Source organism: Bacillus sp. SIMBA_026, assembly GCF_046535335.1.
GTDB lineage: Bacteria > Bacillota > Bacilli > Bacillales > Bacillaceae > Bacillus > Bacillus velezensis.
The window spans coordinates 1060989-1080982 of sequence record NZ_JAWRWX010000001.1; the positions used below are offsets into that span (position 1 = coordinate 1060989).

Here is a 19994-nt window from a genome sequence, read left to right on the forward strand (position 1 = left end):
TTTATCTCCCCATTTGTGTCAGATTCATGAAAGAGGTAACATCTATATGTTTCTCAATCATGTGTTGAATGTTTTCCGGTGAAACGTGATCCAGCTTCGGTGTGATTCCCAAAATCGGAACTTTGCATAATGTTTCAATCATGCTAGGGTTCGTCTTTTCGTCCAGCCCCGGCCGGCTCTTTACGCCGTTGATAATAATGCCGAGAACCTCTATCCCCATGTTTTTCGCATATTCAACGGTTAAATATGTGTGGTTGATGGTTCCGAGATCAGGCCTGGTGACAATCACTGCCGGCAATTCCATGGCTTTTATCAGATCACTGACTAAATAATTTTCACCAAGCGGGACGGAAATGCCGCCTGCCCCCTCAACGATGAAACACTCATGACGATTTTTGATCTTACTCCAGTGGGCCATGACATCCGCCATGCTCACGGATTTCCCCTCAAGCATGGCGGCCGTGTACGGCGCAAGCGGCTCTTTCCATTCAAATGGCGTGATTTCTTCATGAGACAGTGCGGTTTGTGACATGTCTTTCAAGAGCGAGGTGTCACTTTCCGGATGAGTCCGCGGCACGCCGCTTAAAAACGGCTTAAACACTCCGATATCCGCCTGTTTCTGCCGGAATGCCGCGGCAAGTCCGCAAGAAACGATGGTTTTTCCGACGCCGGTATCTGTTCCTGTGACAAAAAAACTTCTCATTTGTTTAAATTCAGCTCTTTTCTAATGGAATCAAATGCTTCTGTCAGCTCGTCTATGTCCTGTAAGCTGCGATCCGCCGTAACGGTCAGCCTGATTCTGCTTTCGCCTTCCGGAACGGCGGGCGGGCGGATGGCCGGGGCGCAGATTCCCTTTTTCTCCAGCAGCGCAGCGGCTGAAACCGCTGTTTTTGCATCACCGATGATAACGGGGATAATCGGTGTATCTCCGCCTCTTACGGTAAAGCCCATATCGGTCAGACGCTTTTTTATCGTTTTGACAGATGATTGCAGCTCACGGCGCGTATCGTGCATATCTGATATGATGTCAAATGCCGTATGTGAAGCCGCACAAATTGACGGCGGGAGGGCCGTCTGAAAAATAAACGTCCGCGCCTGATTCAGCAAAAAATCAATGAAAATGTTTGATCCCGCGGCAAAACCGCCTTCCGTTCCTACAGCTTTGCTTAATGTGCCGATGACAACATCCGGACAAACACCGAAATAGTCACTGGTTCCCCCGCCGTTTTCCCCAAGTACACCGGTTGCATGCGCGTCATCTGCTATCACAAATGCCTGGTACTGCTTTGCAAGCGCCATTATGCGGTCAAGAGGCGCGATGGTTCCGTCCATGCTGAAGACGCCGTCTGTGACGATGAAGCGGCGGTTCCGAGCCTGGACGGAAGCAAGTTTTTTCTCAAGATCAGCCATATCAATATGGCGGTACACGATGGTTTCCGCTTTTGATAAACGGCAGCCGTCAACAATGCTCGCATGGTTCAGTTGATCGCTTAAAATGACATCGCCTTTTTGAGGCAGTGAGGCAAGCACGCCGATATTCGCCAAGTAACCGCTTGAAAACAATAAAGCCGCTTCCGTCTGTTTAAAGTCCGCGATTGTTTGTTCAAGTTTTTCGTGCCACACAGTATTTCCTGTCGTTAACCGTGAGCCGCCGCTTCCTGCCCCGAACCGGCTCAGCGCCGTTTGCGCGGCTGTGATCAGCCGCTCATCTTTTGACAGGCCTAAATAGTCATTGGACGCCCAAGTCTGCCGCTTTTGCCCCTTGGTTTTGAGAGCGGTTTCCTGTGTTCGCAGCGTCCGATACAGCCCGTCTCTTTTCACCGCATCGAGCCTTCCGAGGAGCCATCCGTCAAAATCCACGGCCGGTCACCTCGGCTATCGCTTCTTTCATAATGGAGAGCATGGCTTGTAACTGATCGGTTGTGCTGGCAAGCGGCGGCAGAAAGGCGATGACGTCTCCGAGCGGCCGTGTCAGCATACCAAGCTCTCTCATTTTCAAGGACACCTTGTATCCCATCCGCTTTTCAGGCGGATAAGGCTGTCTTGTCCCCTTATCCTGCACAAGCTCTATGCCGCACATGAAACCGAGCTGGCGGACATCGCCGACATGAGGAAGCTGCTTCAGATTATGAAGAAATTTCGCTGCCGTTTTTGATTTTTCGGCGACTTGTTCAACGATGCGCTCTGATTCGAATAAACGCAGATTTTCAATTGCCGCGGCACAGCCAAGCTGATTTCCTGTATAGGAATGGCCGTGGAAAAATGTTTTCATTTTGTCGTAGTCATCGTAGAAGGCTTCATAAATGGCTTCTGTGGCAAACGTCACAGCGATCGGCAAATAGCCTCCCGTAATGCCTTTCCCTGCCGCCATCAAGTCCGGCTGGACATTTTCATGCTCACAGGCAAACATTTTTCCGGTGCGGCCGAACCCCGTCGCCACTTCGTCAACGATCATTAACACATCATATGCCGTACACAGCTTTCGTACGCCTGCCAGAAAGCCTTCAGGCATGATGATCATCCCGGATGCGCCTTGCACCATCGATTCAATCGTAAGTGCGGCAATCTCTTCGTGGTGCTTTGCAAGCAGCTGTTCGAGCGCGTGAAGGCATTCATCCCGGCACTGTACAGGGTCGCCGCTTTCAGATCTGTATACATACGGAATCGGGGCTTTGTAGCTTTCAAACATCAGCGGGCCGTACACATGGTGGAAGAGTTCAATGGAGCCGACGCTGACGGCTCCGATCGTATCGCCGTGATAGCCGTTCTGCATAGAAATAAATGTCTGTTTCTCGGGTCTCCCTATGTTTTTCCAGTATTGAAAGGCCATTTTCAGAGCGATTTCCATTGCTTCCGCTCCGCTGTCGGAGTAAAAAACGCGTGTCAGCTTTTCCGGTGCGATGCCTGTCAGCATCTCGGCAAGTTCTGTTGCGGGAACGTTCGTCATACCCAGCAAGGTTGAATGAGCGATTTTTTCAAGCTGTTTTTGAATCGCTTCATCCATTTCTTTTTTGCGGTGGCCGTGTACATTGAGCCATACTGAAGAAAAGCCGTCATAATATTCTTTGCCGCTGATGTCTTTCAGCATGATCCCGTTTCCGCTTTCAATGATTAACGGATCTTCATCGTAATCTTTCATTTGTGTGAAAGGCAGCCAAAGATGCTTTTTGCTTTTTTCAATCATTGATTGTTTCATCATTTCTCCTCCCGCTGAATGAATACAGGCTGCTTCTCTAAAAAATGGATACATCTCTCCGTATCTATGGAGCCATCTGTAAAGAAAATCCGGCAGCCGCTTTCATCTCCGGCATTTTTCATCTTGGCAATCCGCTGATATCCCAGCTTCTCTGCGGCAACATAGCCTGTTATGTAATCAGGGTCATCCGACCAGCACAATTCAGCAATAATCTCCGGATATGCGCAAACTTTTGCCGCGATGGCATGTGCTTCTTTTATTCGTGAATTTTCCGGCATGTTGTGCGTAAAAGCCCATTTTTGAAAATCATGTGACGGCCAATCCACTCGGGATACCCGCACACCTCTATTTCCTCTGCCGTCAATGCGTTCTCCTGCCCGGATATCAAACAGAACCGCTCCTCTTGCTTCTGCATATTCCGCAATGTTTTCATACGCTTTCTCTATCATGTGCGGGGGAATCCCCGCCTTTTGCAGAAGCTTGCGGGCGATTGCTTGTCCTTTTTCCGGCGTGTCTGTTTGATGGAAAGCAACCGGCAAAGGGCGGATCGTTTCGATCGGTTCATTAATGCTTTCAAGCTGAATCTGCATAAAATCAGGTATTCCTCTTGAGTGCGAGAAGCCTTTATGTAATAAGCTATCTACCGCTTCCTGTAAACCGCTGTAAGTGATGAGCCGTTCTCCGCCGGAAATGTGTTTTCCGCCCTGCTCATGGGGGGCGTTTCGGGAAGCTCTCATTCTGACGCTGTAATAGGTTTCTTCCCGCATATATTCCCCTCCTTTCTCTTACTATGAAAATTAATGTTAACCAAAATAATTTAAGGTTAACACTTATACAGAATATTAGTGCCCTCTACGGAATATGTCAACCTAAACTATCAAACTGTTAACTTAATGAGTTTTGCAAAGCCTCATTACGTTTTCATGTTTTGTTCATATTTTAGTAATTGTTTATTCAACACTGTCCGCTAAAGTAGTCCATATTAACGAATATGACAGCCATCTGATTCTTTTATGAAGGGAGGTCAAAACCGGATGCCGTTATGCTGAAAGAAAAAGTAAAGACAGCAGGCCGTTTTTGCACTGTAGGCGTCGGCAATACGCTGATCGATTTTGGTGTCTTCTTTCTTCTCGCCGCTTGTCATGTCCCCTATCTTCCGGCGCAGATCTGCTCCTATTCGGCAGGGATCATCAACAGCTATGTATGGAACCGGAAGTGGACGTTTCGTGTAAAACGCAAGGCTGACGGGAAAGAGATCATGCGATTTCTCATGATTAATCTTGCCGCGTCGGGAATCACCTTTTTGCTGCTTTACGCGTTTCAAAAAGGCGGCTGTTCGCTATTGGTGAGTAAGTTCGCTGCCACTATCGGCGGAATGATGATGAATTTTATCGGAAACCGAATCTGGGTATTTGGAGATTCGCTGAAAAACATACAGGATCAGGAGTGAAGATGAATGAAAAAAAGAGTGAGAAAAGCGGTCATTCCCGCAGCAGGTTTAGGAACGAGATTTCTGCCGGCGACAAAGGCGCAGCCTAAAGAAATGCTGCCGATTGTCGACAAACCGGCCATCCAATATATTGTCGAAGAGGCCGCAGCGTCAGGAATTGAAGATATATTGATTATTACAGGGAGAAACAAACGCTCGATTGAAGATCATTTTGACCGGTCGGCGGAATTGGAATTCAATCTTGAGGAAAAAGGCAAGACGGAGACGCTGAAGGAAATGCAGCGGATTGCCGATTTGGCCAATATTCATTACATCCGTCAGAAAGAACCGCTCGGATTAGGACATGCGGTGCTGTGTGCGGAGCATTTTATCGGAGATGAGCCTTTTGCCGTTCTATTAGGTGATGATATTATGGTATCTGACACTCCCGCTCTTTCACAGCTCATAGACGTCTATAACCAACACGGCACAGAAACGATCGGTGTACAGCCCGTCGATCCTGCTGATGTCAGCAAATATGGTATTATACAGACGGGGCGGCAGAGCGGTCATGTGTACCAGGTTGAGGATCTGATTGAGAAACCGGCTGTTGAAAAGGCGCCCTCTCATATTGCCGTGATGGGCCGCTACATATTAACCCCTGCTATTTTTAAAACGCTGAAGACGATCGGAAGAGGCGCGGGCAACGAAATCCAATTGACAGACGCGCTGCGCGAAGTGTGCCGCACCCGAAGCATTTACGCGCGGGAGCTTGAAGGAAGCCGGTTTGATATAGGAGATAAGTTCGGCTGTTTTAAGGCCGGCACGGAGATAGGGCTTCTGCGGGAAGAAATGAGACCGAAACTTTTAGCTTATTTAGAAGAGGTGTTAAAAAGAGAATCTGAAGAAATCGTGCGTTAAAAAATAATTTGTAACCATTTTGCTTGTCAATCAGTCATATAATTGGGTAAAAAGATAAAGAGGTTGTGAACAGTGTGGGCAATTTTATTAGTGAAATATTATCCTGGCTGACAAGTATGGGCTATTTAGGGATTGCGCTCGGATTAATGATCGAAATCATTCCGAGTGAAATCGTTCTGGCTTACGGAGGCTATATGGTGTCAGAAGGCACGATCAGCTTTATCGGCGCCATTGTCGCCGGTGTGATCGGGGGAACGATCGCGCAGTGCTTTATTTACTGGATCGCCCGTTATGGGGGACGGCCGTTTTTGGACAAGTACGGCAAGTACTTACTTCTGAAAAAGCATCATGTTGATGTTGCGGAAAACTGGTTTCGCCGTTACGGCGCCGGCGTTGTGTTCTCGGCGCGGTTTATCCCGGTCGTCAGACATGCGATCTCCATCCCGGCCGGCCTTGCGAAAATGCCTCTTTCCAAGTTTGTCATATTGACGACGCTCGCCATTATTCCGTGGTCTGTCATTTTCGTTTATCTCGGGTATCAGCTCGGGGGACAGTGGAAAGACGTAGACAGCTATGCCGGAATGTATACAACTCCGATCATTATATTGGCTCTCGTATTTATTGTTGTTTATTTCGTTGTGAAGAAAATGAGATCAAGACTATGAAAAAAGACTGCATAAGAACGGCTGCGAGCCGGATCTATGCAGTCTTTTTTTTTATTTAAACCGGGTATACGGGGTGTTTCCGGTGTGTGAATGTCAGTTGTTTGGACATGTAAGCAGTGAGGCGTTTATTGAGTTCTTCCCGCAAGGAATCAGCAGGAACAACGCCGTCAATCACCATTTCAGAGGCAAGCCGGTAAAGGTTAATGTCTTCCTTATATTCATCACGCTTTTCTTGAATAAAAGCCGGCCTTTCTTCAGGTGTGAGCTCGTTGATCTTGTTTGCGTAGACCGCATTCACCGCTGCTTCAGGACCCATTACGGCAATTTGCGCAGTCGGAAGCGCTAAACAGCAGTCCGGTTCAAAAGCAGGCCCCGCCATCGCGTATAATCCGGCACCGTAGGCTTTTCTGACGATAACAGAAAGCTTCGGAACAGTCGCTTCCGCCATTGCGGAGATCATTTTTGCGCCATGCCTGATGATGCCCGCCTGCTCAACCTTCGTTCCGATCATGAATCCGGGAATGTCTGCTAAAAACAGAAGCGGAATATGGAATGCGTCGCACAAAGCGATAAATTTTGCGGCTTTATCCGCCGAATCGAGAAATAAAACCCCGCCTTTGACACGCGGCTGATTGGCGATAATGCCGACCGGCTGTCCGTGAATCCGCGCAAGCCCCGTTATTAATTCCTGCGCAAATAACGATTTAATCTCAAAAAATGAGTCTTCATCAATGACACGTTCAATTAAATCCATCATGTTGAACGGTGCGTTTTGATGTGCCGGGATGACATCTGAGAGCGGTTTTTCAAAAGCTTTCGGGTTCTTAGATTTGTTGACGGGCGCTTTTTCAGTATAATTTGACGGAAAATAGCTGAGATATGTCTGCGCCATCATGATTGCTTCCTGTTCCGTCCGGGCGAGGAGATCACCGCAGCCTGATACGGAACAATGCATACGGGCGCCGCCCATTTCTTCAAGCGATACTTTCTCGCCAATCACCATTTCTGCCATACGCGGAGAACCTAAGTACATGGATGCATTGCCTTCGACCATAATGACAATGTCGCAAAAGGCCGGAATGTAAGCGCCGCCCGCAGCGGAAGGGCCGAACAATAAACAGATTTGCGGAATGCGGCCCGACAGCTTTACTTGATTATAAAAGATGCGGCCGGCTCCCCTTCTGCCCGGGAACATGTCGACCTGATCTGTAATTCTCGCACCTGCGGAATCGACTAAGTACAAGAGCGGACACTGAAGCTTTTCCGCCGTCTCTTGAATGCGGATGATTTTTTCCACCGTTTTCGCGCCCCACGAGCCCGCCTTTACGGTTGAGTCGTTTGCCATCACACAAACGGTTCTGCCGCCGATGGTTCCGATCCCGGTAACGACCCCGTCAGCCGGCAGTCCGTCTGACATGCACTCGGCGAAAAAAGCGTCTTCAACGGATATGCCGTCATCGAATAAAAGCTTCAGCCTGTCTCTTACAAAAAGTTTTCCCTTCTTTTCGTTGCTTGCATGATATTTCGCGGCTCCTCCCTTTTCTATCGTTTTGCTGCGTGTCTGCCGTTCTTTTTCGTAATCCATCCGAGTCCCTCCATGTTTTATTTTCCTTTGTATTCAGGGGGTCTTTTTTCTTTAAAAGCGCGCAGGCCCTCTTCTCTGTCAAGTGTGGGGATGACTTGTTCATATGCTTTTCGTTCGATTTCGAGTCCTGTATTGAGATCTGTCTCCAGACCCTTGTTTATCGCGGATTTTGCTTGTCTGACGGCGATCGGCCCATTAGCGGCGATTCGGCCGGCCAGTGCTTTTGCTTTTTCCATAAGTTCATCGTCTTCATAAACATGCTCGATCAGCTTCATGTCTTTTCCCTCTTCTGCAGAAAGTCTTCGGCCGGTATAGATCAATTCTTTTGCCGCGCCAGGGCCGATAAGCCGGGGCAGTCTCTGTGTTCCGCCCGCCCCGGGAATGATCGCAAGCCCTGTTTCAGGAAGGCCGAGGCCCGCCCGGCTGACGGCTGTTCTGATATCGCAGGCGAGAGCGAGTTCAAGGCCTCCTCCGACAGCGGTTCCGTTCAGCGCTGCAATGACTGGCTGCGGGAGAGCTTCAATGGATGCTGCCGTTTCACCGATACGCCTGACGCTTTGTCTGACTTGTTCATGATTCATCCCCGCTCTTTCTTTTAAATCAGCACCGGCGCAAAATGTGTTCCCGTTGCCGGTGAGAATGACACAACGAATGGATGGCGTGTTTTTGATGTCTTCAATCACACGCTGTAAATGATCAATCATTTCTGAAGACAGCGAGTTGGCCGCATGCGGGCGGTTCAGCGTGATCAGACCGATCGTTTCTTGACAGACGGAATACAAGACGCAATCTTCCATGGCTTCTCCTTTCTCATTTCGTTCTGAATGCCTGCAGGTTTCTGCTTGGCAGGTCTTTGCCTATTTTATCCGCGATCCAGCCGGCGGCATAAAGAAGTTTATTCATGTCCGTCCCAGTATCAATCCCCATTTGTTCGAGCATATAAATGACGTCTTCTGTGGCAGCGTTGCCTGCTGATCCAGGGGCGTACGGGCAGCCGCCAAGCCCGCCTGAGGAAGTATCAAAGGATGTGATGCCCATATCAAGAGCGGGAATGATATTCGCTAGAGCCGTTCCTCTTGTATCATGGAAATGGAGTGCGATTTTTGAGGCGGGAATTCTCGGCAAAAGGGCTTCAAGCACGGCTATGACCTGCAAGGGATTTGCCGCGCCGATCGTGTCGCCGAGCGATATTTCATCAACACCCATTTCGAGCAGGGTGTCTGACAGGCGGATGACTTGTTCGACCGGCACGTTCTGTTCGTACGGACAGCCGAACACAGTGGACAGATAAGCTCTCGTCGCCATTTTTTCAGCTTTTGCTTCAGTAATAACCCGCCTGAGCTCTTGAACGGTCCGGTCAATCGGTTTGTTTACGTTTTTTTGGTTATGGGTTTCGCTTGCAGATAAAAATACACATGCCTGATCGATTCCGCCTTCTGCCGCATGCTCCAGTCCGATGAGGTTCGGAACGAGAGCCGCGTAGACCGTATGTTCAGATCTGGCAATGCCTTTTGCGACGTCCAGGCTGTCACGAAGAGCCGGAATCCATCTCGGATGCACGAATGATGTCACTTCGATATAGGGAAGGCCTGTTTTTGACAGCATATTGATCCACTCAATCTTATCTTCTGTATCCACCCACGCCGATTCATTCTGCAAGCCGTCACGCGGTCCTACTTCATTGATGCGGACATGTTTCGGACAGTTCATGCTGCACCTCCCGTTTTATTGAAGTTCAATCAGGACCTCTCCTTCATCAGTGAAATCACCTTCTGATTTTTTCACTTCTTTCACCGTACCCGCTGCATCAGCGATAATCGGAATTTCCATTTTCATAGATTCCAAGATGGCCACTTCCTGTCCTTCTTCAATGACATCACCCGGCTTCACATGAATTTTCCACAGGTTTCCCGCCATCTGAATTTTTATGACGCTCATTTTGACGCCCCCTCGTTCATTGTTTGTAAAAAACCGGTTGTTGCCTCGCCCTTTTCAAACACTTCTGAAAGGGCAATTTTTGTCAGCAGCGGAATGTTGGTTTTAATCCCTTCTACATGATATTCGCCAAGGGCGGTTTTCAGTTGTTCAATGGCTTGTTTTCTCGTATTCGCCGTGACGATCATTTTGGCAATCATCGGATCGTAAAACGGAGAAATGACGCTTCCCTTTTCGACGGCGCATTCGTGTCGCACTGACGGGTGTCTTAAAACGGAAAAAGACGAGATGGTACCGGGTGACGGGTAAAAGGTGACCGGATCTTCCGCATAGATTCGCACTTCAATCGCATGACCGCGGTGGTTGATATCTTTCTGCAAGAAAGTCAGCGCCTGCCCAGCGGCAATTTTCAGCTGTTCTTCCACAAGATCCAGTCCTGTAATTTCTTCTGTCACCGGATGCTCCACCTGCAGTCTTGTGTTCATCTCTAAAAAATAGATTTGTTTCTTTTGGTCGACGAGAAATTCTATTGTGCCTGCATTTTGGTAGCCGATCGATTTAGCGGCTTTAACGGCGGTTTCACCGAGTCTTTGTCTTAATTCATCGTCAACAAACGGCGACGGCGCTTCTTCTATCACTTTTTGGTGGCGCCTTTGGACTGAACAGTCACGTTCAAACAGATGAACGGTGTTGCCGAAAGAATCTGCGAGTATCTGAATTTCAATATGACGGGCATTTTCAATGACCTTTTCCATGTACATTGCGCCGTCTCCAAAAAAGGAGGCGGCCCGCTTTTGATTGCCTTCGAACGCTTTGGCCAGCTCTTCTTCTGAATGTACGATCTGCATGCCGATTCCGCCTCCTCCTGCAGACGCTTTCAGCATGACCGGAAAGCCGATGGCACGGGCTTCTGCTAAGGCGGAGTGAACATCGGGCAATGGCTCTGAAACACCGGGAACGATCGGGACCTTTGCTTTTTGCATCGTTTTTCGGGCTTCTATCTTGCTGCCCATCTTTGCGATGATATCACCGGGCGGACCGATAAATGTGATTTGTTCCTTCCGGCAGCGTTCGGCGAACAGGCTGTTTTCTGACAGAAGCCCGTAGCCCGGATGAATGGCGTCCGCTCCGGCGGATTTGGCGGCTTCTATGATTCTGTCGATATGTAAATAGCTTTCATTTACTCTCGATTTTCCGATCGGATAGGCCTCATCAGCCGCTTTTACGTGCAGCGCGTCCCGGTCGGCTTCTGAATAGACAGCTGCCGAGGGGATGCCGAGACGTTTGCAGGTGCGGATAATTCTTAAGGCGATTTCTCCTCTGTTGGCAATCAGGACTTTTTTAAACAAATGTGAAGCACTCCTTTTTCATTAAGTTAACTTGAGCTCTTCAATCGTTTTTTCCCGCAGCTTGAATTTCTGAATTTTTCCTGAGGCTGTCATTGGATATTCATCTGTAAACAAAACATACCTGGGGACTTTATAGCGGGCGATATGTTCTTTGCAAAAGGTTCTGATGTCTTCTGCGGAAGCGGTTTGTCCGTCTTTGAGCCTGACCCATGCCGCGGCCTCTTCTCCGTATTTCGGATCAGGCACGCCGACGACCTGAACGTCTGCTACCGCGGGATGCCGATATAACATTTCCTCAATCTCGCGCGGATAGATATTTTCGCCGCCCCTGATCAGCATGTCTTTCAGACGGCCCGTGATTTTGCAGTACCCGTCCTCGTCCATGACCGCCAAATCACCGGTATGCAGCCAGCCGTCTTTGTCTATCGCTTCTTCGGTCGCTTCTTGATTTTTATAATAGCCTTTCATGACATGATATCCGCGGGTGCAGAGCTCTCCTTGTTCGCCCCGGGCGGCTTCTTGGGATGTTCCGGGCCGAACGATTCTGACTTCGATATGGGGAAGCGCGCGCCCCGCTGTTTCCACTCTTCTTTCAAATGAATCATCCGTTCTTGTCTGCGTAATGACAGGTGATGCTTCGGTCTGTCCGTAGGCAATTGTAATGTCAGTCATCCCCATTTTGCCGATCACTTCTCTCATGACTTCCGCCGGGCATGGCGAGCCTGCCATAATACCGGTTCGGACGTGGGAAAGATCATATTCAGAATAACGGCTGTCATGAAGGAGGGCGATAAACATCGTCGGTACACCGTGCAGAGCCGTGCAGGCTTCTTGCTCCACCGTTTTCAGAACGGCCGGCGGAGAAAACTGTTCGATCGGAATCATCGCCGCACCCGCGGAAACACATGCCAGCACGCCGAGCACACACCCGAAGCAGTGGAAAAACGGCACGGGAATACATAAACGGTCACTTGAAGTAAGCTTCATGCATTCTGCGATATTGGCCGCGTTATTTACGATATTAAAATGTGAGAGCATGACGCCTTTCGGAAATCCGGTCGTACCTGATGTATATTGCATATGAATGCAATCATCCTTTTTCAGGCTGTCCATCCTTCCGTCAAGCTCTGCATCCGTTACAGACTCAGCATCCTTCAGCAAAGAATCCCAACGGTGCATCCCGGGCGGGCTTTTATCACCGATATATAACACAGTCCGTAAAAAGGGATAACGTTTCGAACGCAGCCTGCCGCGCTCACACGTTTTCAGCTCCGGAATCAGCTTATTCACGATTTCAACATAAGATGTCTGCCGGTAGGAATCCATGATTATCAGGGCCGAGACGTCTGAATGTGCCAGCAGATAATCGAGCTCTGCGATTTGAAAATTTGTATTGATGGTGACCAGAACGGCGCCGATTTTCGCCGTTGCAAATTGCGCCGCGAGCCATTCCGGAATGTTGGATGCCCATATGGCTACATGATCTCCTTTTTCAACTCCCAGCTTCATCAGCCCTTTTGCGGTTTGCCGGCATAACCGGTCAAACTCGGCATACGTATAACGAAGGCCGCGCTCAGGGTAAACAACCGCTTCACGATCCGGAAAAAGCTCCGCGGTCCGCTCAAGCAGCTTTCCGGCTGTTAAATGGATAAGTTCAGCCATATGACCTGCCCCTTTCCATCCCTGTATTAGTAAACGTTTTCATTTCACTTCAAAAGCTGTCTTGCGATGACCATTCTTTGAATTTCTGACGTTCCTTCGCCAATCTCCATCAGCTTTGCGTCACGAAGCATACGTTCGACACCGCATTCCTTCATATAACCGGAACCGCCATGAATTTGGATGGCCTGAAGGCATGTTCTGACGGCCATTTCAGAAGCATAAAGCTTGGCGAATGCCGCTTCTTTCGTAAATGGCAGGTTTTGATCCTTCAGCCATGCCGCTTTAAGCACCATCTGTCTGGCAAGGTCAATTTCCATCGCCATATCGGCCAGCTTAAATTGAATGGCTTGAAATGACGATATCGGACTGCCGAACTGCTTGCGTTCCTTCGCATATGACAGCGACGCCTCCAGTGCGCCTTGAGCGATACCGACAGCCAGTGCCGCAATCGAGATCCGCCCGCCGTCTAATGTATATAAAAATTGTTTAAAACCTTTTTCAGGATCACCGAGCAGGTTATCGGCAGGCACCCTGACATCCTCCAGCACAAGCTCGGCCGTATCCGACCCTCTCACACCCATCTTGTCGTACGGATTTGTGATCGTAAATCCCGGTGTGTCTGTCGGGACGATCAGAGCTGAAATGATCGGTTTTCCGTCGGAGTTCTTTCCCGTAACGGCAGTGACAATGACAGTGCGGGCGTAATTTGCGTTTGTGATCCAGCATTTCTCTCCGTTTATCACATAGTCATCGCCCTTTTTCTCGGCTTTTGTCTGGGTACCGCCGGCATCGGAACCTGCATTCGGCTCTGTCAGCCCGAATGATCCGAGCGCTTTTCCCGAAGCAAGCGGAATAAGATGTTCTTGCTTTTGCTGTTCAGTACCGAAATAGTATAATGGGCTTGCGCCGAGTGACACGGCTGCCGCGTAGCTCAGCCCCGTGCTGCCGCAGGCTTTTCCGATTTCTTCGACCGCTGCCGCATATGAAATGGTATCACCGCCCGCCCCGCCGTATTCTTCCGGAAACGGAATTCCGAGCAGCCCGAGTTCGCCTATTTTTTTAAATGTGTCTATCGGGAAGACGGCTGATTGATCAACCTCATGGGCTTTCGGGGCAATTTCATTTTTGGCGAAATCTCTGACCATTTCGCGCACCATCTGCTGTTCTTTTGTCAGTTGAAAATTCATTAACCTTCCTCCTTCTGCTGCTTTCTACATTTTATTAATGGGGGTCTTTATTCATTCCATCCAAATGAAGTCTGAACATTCGGACTCATCCGCCGCCAAAAAAACTGACAGCGCCGCAACTGTCAGTTTTATTAATAATGCTATTTAACCATCCGTTTTGCGGAGGGACGGCTCTCATGGTGAAGCCTGTCAACGGAAGTAACGATATAGGTGCAGGCTCCTTTCGCCCGAGTATCAGTATCTGAAAATGTCTGCGTCCGTGACGATGTTTTTCTGACTGTATCCACTAAATAAGGCTGCTTTCCCTTTTCTGCGCGGTAAATGGCGTAATAAGCCGTTTTTTTACCGTTGGATTTCGCATCTTCAATATAGAGTGTATGGCCTGAAGCATTCTTCTCCGCCCGTTTGACAGACGGTTTTTTTAAAGCGGAATGTCCGAGCCAAGGCATCTCGGGAATTAATGCGGGCCGGCTGTACATGTCTTTGATCAAACGGTTTTTCACATCGAGCGGATTACGGTTTAAATCCTTTAAACTGAAATGCATGCTGCCTTTAATCCAAGCTGATCCCCTGTTTAGAGTAATCTGTCTTCCGTATTCCCCCGGGTCGGCCCAGGCCGGATCAGCATTGTTGTTGATTTTATAAGCTGCCTGCCCGATATATAAATGCACCGGCCGATTGTTCACTTCTTTTCCCCACCAATCCGCTAAGACGTCATATGCCGCCGCTTTAAATCCGATGCTCCAGTAAATTTGCGGTGCGATGTAATCAATGTATCCTTTTTGGATCCATTCTCTCGTATCAGCATATAAATCATCGTAGTTCCGCACCCCTGCGGCCGTTTCGGAGCCTGTCGGGTCATCTGCGGCATTTCTCCATACGCCGAACGGGCTGATTCCGAATTTGACATAAGGTTTTTCTCGCTTGATGGTTTGGTTGATTTCTTTTACAAGCCGGTTGACGTTATCCCTGCGCCAGTCATCCATTGATGCAAAGTGAGCTTTTCCGTACCGTTCGTATTCCGCCTGATCGGGGAATTCCTGTCCGGCAATTTTATAAGGATAAAAATAATCATCCATATGAACCGCATCAATGTCATAACGGCTGACCACTTCTTTGATTCCATCCGTTATAAATTGTCTTACTTCCGGAATGCCCGGATTATAGTACAGCTGTTTTCCGTATGCAGCGACCCAGTCCGGATGGGAACGCGCGGGATGATCATCTGAAAGCGCATTCAAATTTGTGTGATTCATCGTGATCCGGTAAGGATTGAACCAAGCGTGAAATTCAAGATTCCGTTTATGTGTCTCTTCAACTAAAAAAGCAAGCGGATCGTAGCCGGGATTTTTGCCTTGTGTTCCTGTCAGATACTCTGACCAAGGCCCGTAATCTGATGGATAAAAAGCATCAGCCGCAGGCTTAATTTGGACGATAACGGCGTTCATTCCCATCTCCTGAACGTCATCCAGCAGCTTGCTGTATTCTCTTTTTTGCTCTTCCGGTGACAGCCCTTTTTTAGAGGGCCAGTCGATATTGGTGACAGACGCGATCCATACGGCTCTCATTTCTCTCTCCGGCTGAGTGCCGCTTGCTTGTGCGGATGCTGAGAATGTAAAGATACCGGCTGTCAGTACAACGGTCAAAAACCATATCATGCTAAAACGGCAGCTTTTCATGTTTTTCCCCCTCTCTGCTTTACGGTATTCCGAAGCATTCCGGGCGGTGAATCAGAAAGCCTGCTTTGCTCCTCTCAGCCTAAAAGGGAAAGAAAAAAGTCCTAAAGCGAATAAAACGCTTCAGGACTTTTTATGTTTCATGGCGGCGAGCACGTCAATGATCTTCGTTCCGACGCCGACACAAGTTTCAAGGATGGCCTGCGCTCCGGCAATGGACAAAATGAAAATAACCGGATGTGCATAGCGGGGCCAGACCAAATAGCAGATACCGATCAATATGGCGCACCAGACGCCTGCACACCAATAACATTGCAGCATATAACTGAATGCGGAGGAAGGGACTTTTTTTTGGACGGCGCGCCCGTTTTGATCGACGGTTTTTTCTTGCTTTATAAAGGGTTTTCTTATGAATTCCGTAATCTTATCAAATACGATCAAATGGGTCAGCCGGTAGCTGGCAAGAATGATCATTACATACGTAAGCCAAGATAGGTTCGTCATGTCAAAGCCTCCAAAAAAACTGAGTTTGATTCCCCTATCTTGCCCTTTGTCTTCTTCAGCCATTCTGCCGGATGTTACAGATTCCGCGCCAAGCGTCTTCCGCTGTTTGCAATGATGTCCAGTATGACCTCAGCATTTTGCTGTGCATAGGCGGGTTCAAACATATCTTTATGGGCGCCCCCGCCTTGATATTCCTGATAGAGTCCCGTTGTGGCGCCTTCCCACTTCATCGGCTCGGTCTTATCACTGTGCTCTTCCTTTATACCGGCCTCGATAAAATGGAGGTTTGCCGCAATTTGGCCGTCATTTATCAGTTCCGCCCAGTACGTTTGATAGCGCTCTGTTTTTCTGATGACCGCTTCCCTGACGGCTTCCGGGACATTTTCGGCTGTTGCGTTTGTTGGCTGCGGCGGCAGTGCGTCAAGCTTTCTGTACGCGTCTGCGATAATGACGTCGCTGATTTCTAAGCCGCGCTTTTCCATCGCTTTTGCCGCCTCGAATGCCGTATTGCCGCCCGCTGAATATCCGAAGAGGATATAAGGGCCTTCCGGCTGGATTTCCAGCATTTTATCAATGTATTGTTCCATTCTGCTGTCTTCTTCAATAAAGTTAAAACCGTACACAGCAGCCCGTCCGTTTAATGCCGCCGCAAGATCTTTAAAGAAAATCCCGAAACCTGAGATAGGCGGAAAACAGAATAGGTTGCGGCCTTTCGGCTGATTCAGTCTGCTGATATGCTGTTCGGCAGCTTCCGACAGTGTACTGGAATACAGCTTTTCAGCCAATTGTTCAATTGTCGGATATTCAAATATCATTTCAATCGGCACATCCATCTGCTGCCTGGTCTTCAGCTGATGAATCACTTGCAATGCTTTCAAAGAATGGCCGCCCAGCTCAAAGAAGTCATCCTGTATGCCCAGCTCCCCGCAGCCGAGGATCGGCGTCCAAATGTCGATCAGCTCACGCTCTACCCAGTTTCGTGGCGGAACGGCTTTTGATGACGTTTTTTTCCGTTCCGGCGCAGGCAGCCGGCGGCGGTCCACTTTGCCGTTTGCGGTAAGCGGCATACGGTCAAGCTTAATCACATACTGCGGAATCATATAGTCGGGAAGCGACCTGGCCAACAGGGATCGAATGGCTCTTTCTTCAGCATGTGCTCCTGTATAATACGCACAAAGGATTGCTTCTTGTCCTTCTTTTGCTGCGATGACTGCCGATTCCCTGATTCCATCTATTTCAGTCAAGCGTGCTTCAATTTCGGCCGGCTCAATCCGCTTCCCGCGAATCTTGAATTGGCGGTCGATACGGCTGATGTATCCGATGCTTCCATCAGGCAGCCAGTGTGCCAAGTCGCCTGTTTTGTAGATCTTTTCTTCAGGATGAACCGGGTGGCTGACAAATGCTTCACTTGTTAAGTCAGGCCTGTTTAAATAGCCTTTGGCAACCCCGTCACCGCCGACACAAAGCTCACCGGGCACGCCGATCGGCGCAAGTCCGCCGTTTTTATCAATGATATACGCGGTTGAATTGCTGATCGGTTTTCCGATTGGGATCGGCTGAGAAAAATCGTGCCTGATTTCGTAAAAGGTAGAAAATGTCGTATTTTCCGTCGGTCCGTATATGTTATAAAGGCTGAGATTCGGACACCGGTGTCTGACCTTATTGATGAGCGCCGGGGACAATGCTTCTCCGCCGACATATAAGGTGTGCAACCCAGAAAACATCTCCGGATCTGCCTGGGCAAACTGGTTAAAGAGCGCCGTCGTCAAAAACAGAATCGTAATCCGGTTGGAAGAAAGATAATTGCCGAACCTCTCAGGGGCAAGCATTGTCGAGCGGTCAACCACATGAAGACATGCTCCGTTCAAAAGCGCTCCGAAGATTTCAAATGTCACTGCGTCAAAACCGATGGACCCTGTCAGAATGAGGCGGTCCGACATGCCAGCCGACGTGTAATTGCTGTTTGACACGAGCGATACGACGTTTCGGTTGGAAATCATCACGCCCTTCGGTTTTCCTGTTGAACCGGATGTATACATAATATAGGCAAGATCATCAGGTGCTGTATCGGTATTCAGTTTTCCCGCATCAGCTGTTTGTTTTTCAGCTGCAGCCGGGATAGAGATGATGTGAGAAAAGTCAATATCAGTCTCAATCCCTTTTTGTACCGTTAACAGCTGTGCTCCGCTCTCAGTGAGCATATCGGCGATCCTGTCGGATGGCAGTTCTGCATCAAGAGGAAGGTACGTCCCTCCCGCTTTCAATACAGCGAGAACAGCGATGATAAATTCCGGTGAGCGTTCGGCCAGAATCCCGGCAATTCCCTTTGGCGCCAAACCGTTTTCCAGCAGGGTGCGGGCGAATGCAGTTGACCGTTCATCGAGCTCCCGGTACGTCATCGTCAGCCCGCCGGCGTGAAGCGCCTGATGGTCCGGGGTTTTCTTCACCTGTCGGCTGAACAGGCTGATGATGCTTTCATCTCTTTCATAAGTTGTTTTCGTGTCATTAAATTCGCCGATTATTCTTGATTTTTCCTTTTGTCCGAGCATCGGAAGCCGATCAGCCGGAACATCGGGATTGAAGGCGGCGCCGCGCAGAGCTTCTTCCAAGTGTCCTTTTACGCTCTCTATCCATACTTCGTCATAAACGTTCGCATTGTAGCTGAATTTGATGAGCAGCTCATCTCCAGGCGCTATGATGAGGTTAAAATCGTAGCCCGATTGTTCCGAAACGTTGACATTCCCGATCCGGAACGGTGCATCCGATTCCTTTTCCGCGTCTTTCATCTGCTGCTGGATCGGATAATTTTCAAACACGATAATATGGTCGATTAAATCCTGTTTCAGCTCAGTCTGCGATTGGATGTCAGCAAGCGGATGATAACTGAACGCCTCTGAATCAAGCATTTCTTTCTGCAAGCGCCCCAGCAGTTCTCTAAAGCTTTCGTCACCCGTTTTAATGCGTACCGGCACGGTATTGATAAACAGACCGATCATGCTTTCCACGCCGTCAATGACGGAAGGCCGCCCTGATACGACGGCGCCGAATACGGCATCGTCCGTCCGGTTGTAGCGCTGCAGCATCAAGCCCCATACAGTCTGCATAAGAACCGCGAGCGTAGCGCCCTCTTCTTTGGCGATGGTTTTCAGCTTGTCCGTCAGGTTTTGATCTAAAGAAAACAGCAGCTCTTCCTTGCGGTAGCCTTTTTCCTGAGGACGGGCCGATATTTTCGGGAGTCCTGTGGGTGTCTCACAGCCTGCTAAATATCCTTTCCAATATTCAGAAGCCGCGTCTTTGTCCTGATCAGTCAGCCATGTAATATAAGTGCTGTAAGGCTTTGCGGGCGCCAGTGTGACGGGTGAGCCTGATTCAATCGCCCGATACATATGCATGAATTCCTGAAGGACGATGCCGAGGCACCAGCCGTCCATAAGGATGTGATGGTGGCTCCAGACGCATACATATTTTTCGTCACCCGTTTTAAACAAAGAAACACGCATCAGCATATCCTTTTGCAAGTCAAAGCCTTTTAAGCGGTCACGTTCCTTAAATCGCTGTAAATAGATGCTCTGTTCCGCTTCGTCCAAATGTGTAAGATCTTCGCGGTGCAACCGGAATTCCCGCTCACGCAGCACAACTTGGCGGGGGCCGTTCAGCTGAGCGACATGAGGTAAAAAAACCGTTCTGAAAATATCGTGGCGGCTGATAACAGACTGTACGCTTTGCTCAAACAATTCCGGACGAAGCCGGCCTTTTATGGTGAAGACGGATTGCTCGATATATGCAGCCCCCTCCTTTTGCAGAAAGGAATGAAAAAGCATTCCTTCCTGCATTCGGCTGAGGGGATAAATATTTTGGATATTTTTCGTTTTGTCCATGTGTTCC

17 protein-coding genes are annotated in these 19994 nt (G+C 49.0%); 3 read left to right on the forward strand and 14 right to left on the reverse strand.

The window, feature by feature from the left end:
• Position 1: 1 nt before the first annotated feature.
• Genes bioD through SB847_RS04950 form a run of 4 tightly spaced genes read right to left on the reverse strand, consistent with a single transcriptional unit; the run spans position 2 to position 3963 of the window.
• Positions 2 to 703: a dethiobiotin synthase gene (gene bioD, locus SB847_RS04935; RefSeq protein ID WP_265971623.1), complete on the reverse strand. Its 702-nt coding sequence runs from the start codon at positions 701 to 703 to the stop codon at positions 2 to 4.
• The gene (gene bioF / locus SB847_RS04940; protein WP_410561962.1) at positions 700 to 1860 is read right to left on the reverse strand and encodes an 8-amino-7-oxononanoate synthase; all 1161 of its coding nucleotides are present in this window, start codon (positions 1858 to 1860) and stop codon (positions 700 to 702) included. The genes bioD and bioF overlap by 4 nt, the downstream gene beginning before the upstream one ends.
• The gene (bioA, locus tag SB847_RS04945) at positions 1850 to 3196 is read right to left on the reverse strand and encodes an adenosylmethionine--8-amino-7-oxononanoate transaminase (RefSeq protein WP_410561959.1); all 1347 of its coding nucleotides are present in this window, start codon (positions 3194 to 3196) and stop codon (positions 1850 to 1852) included. Before bioA ends, bioF begins: the two co-directional genes overlap by 11 nt.
• The gene (locus SB847_RS04950; RefSeq protein ID WP_410561956.1) at positions 3196 to 3963 is read right to left on the reverse strand and encodes a 6-carboxyhexanoate--CoA ligase; all 768 of its coding nucleotides are present in this window, start codon (positions 3961 to 3963) and stop codon (positions 3196 to 3198) included. Before SB847_RS04950 ends, bioA begins: the two co-directional genes overlap by 1 nt.
• Before the next feature lie 275 nt (positions 3964 to 4238).
• On the opposite strand from SB847_RS04950, the gene SB847_RS04955 reads away from it, so the two are divergent.
• The 3 genes from SB847_RS04955 to uptA all read left to right on the forward strand — a co-directional run bounded on the left by SB847_RS04955 (position 4239) and on the right by uptA (position 6211).
• Entirely contained in the window at positions 4239 to 4646 is a 408-nt protein-coding gene (locus SB847_RS04955; RefSeq protein WP_014418060.1) for a GtrA family protein, read from the forward strand.
• A 6-nt stretch (positions 4647 to 4652) separates the two neighbouring features.
• Entirely contained in the window at positions 4653 to 5546 is an 894-nt protein-coding gene (gene galU / locus SB847_RS04960) for a UTP--glucose-1-phosphate uridylyltransferase GalU (RefSeq protein WP_410561952.1), read from the forward strand.
• Between the two features lie 74 nt (positions 5547 to 5620).
• Positions 5621 to 6211: an undecaprenyl phosphate transporter UptA gene (gene uptA, locus SB847_RS04965; RefSeq protein ID WP_007410125.1), complete on the forward strand. Its 591-nt coding sequence runs from the start codon at positions 5621 to 5623 to the stop codon at positions 6209 to 6211.
• A gap of 55 nt (positions 6212 to 6266) precedes the next feature.
• On the opposite strand, the gene SB847_RS04970 is transcribed toward uptA, so the two are convergent.
• The 10 genes from SB847_RS04970 to SB847_RS05015 all read right to left on the reverse strand — a co-directional run bounded on the left by SB847_RS04970 (position 6267) and on the right by SB847_RS05015 (position 19987).
• Positions 6267 to 7796 carry an acyl-CoA carboxylase subunit beta gene (locus SB847_RS04970; RefSeq protein ID WP_410561948.1) on the reverse strand — a complete coding sequence of 510 codons (1530 nt, stop codon included), beginning with the start codon at positions 7794 to 7796 and terminating at the stop codon, positions 6267 to 6269.
• A gap of 17 nt (positions 7797 to 7813) precedes the next feature.
• Complete coding sequence (locus SB847_RS04975; RefSeq protein WP_044802954.1) at positions 7814 to 8593, reverse strand: enoyl-CoA hydratase; 780 nt, start codon at positions 8591 to 8593, stop codon at positions 7814 to 7816.
• Positions 8594 to 8606: 13 nt separating this feature from the next.
• On the reverse strand, positions 8607 to 9506 hold the full coding sequence (locus SB847_RS04980) for a hydroxymethylglutaryl-CoA lyase (RefSeq protein WP_007410122.1): 900 nt from the start codon (positions 9504 to 9506) through the stop codon (positions 8607 to 8609).
• A gap of 15 nt (positions 9507 to 9521) precedes the next feature.
• On the reverse strand, positions 9522 to 9734 hold the full coding sequence (locus tag SB847_RS04985) for an acetyl-CoA carboxylase biotin carboxyl carrier protein subunit (RefSeq protein WP_007410121.1): 213 nt from the start codon (positions 9732 to 9734) through the stop codon (positions 9522 to 9524).
• Complete coding sequence (locus SB847_RS04990; RefSeq protein ID WP_410577415.1) at positions 9731 to 11080, reverse strand: acetyl-CoA carboxylase biotin carboxylase subunit; 1350 nt, start codon at positions 11078 to 11080, stop codon at positions 9731 to 9733. The genes SB847_RS04985 and SB847_RS04990 overlap by 4 nt, the downstream gene beginning before the upstream one ends.
• Before the next feature lie 21 nt (positions 11081 to 11101).
• Complete coding sequence (locus SB847_RS04995) at positions 11102 to 12742, reverse strand: AMP-binding protein (RefSeq protein WP_044802951.1); 1641 nt, start codon at positions 12740 to 12742, stop codon at positions 11102 to 11104.
• A 44-nt stretch (positions 12743 to 12786) separates the two neighbouring features.
• A complete protein-coding gene (locus SB847_RS05000; RefSeq protein WP_044802950.1) occupies positions 12787 to 13929 on the reverse strand; it encodes an acyl-CoA dehydrogenase family protein in 1143 nt (380 codons plus the stop codon).
• A 140-nt stretch (positions 13930 to 14069) separates the two neighbouring features.
• Positions 14070 to 15608, reverse strand: coding sequence for a glycoside hydrolase family 10-like protein (locus SB847_RS05005; RefSeq protein ID WP_410561936.1), 1539 nt, complete (start codon positions 15606 to 15608; stop codon positions 14070 to 14072).
• A 120-nt stretch (positions 15609 to 15728) separates the two neighbouring features.
• The gene (locus SB847_RS05010; protein WP_410577418.1) at positions 15729 to 16109 is read right to left on the reverse strand and encodes a DUF1360 domain-containing protein; all 381 of its coding nucleotides are present in this window, start codon (positions 16107 to 16109) and stop codon (positions 15729 to 15731) included.
• Positions 16110 to 16183: 74 nt separating this feature from the next.
• A complete protein-coding gene (locus tag SB847_RS05015; protein ID WP_410577420.1) occupies positions 16184 to 19987 on the reverse strand; it encodes a non-ribosomal peptide synthetase in 3804 nt (1267 codons plus the stop codon).
• Positions 19988 to 19994: the final 7 nt, after the last annotated feature.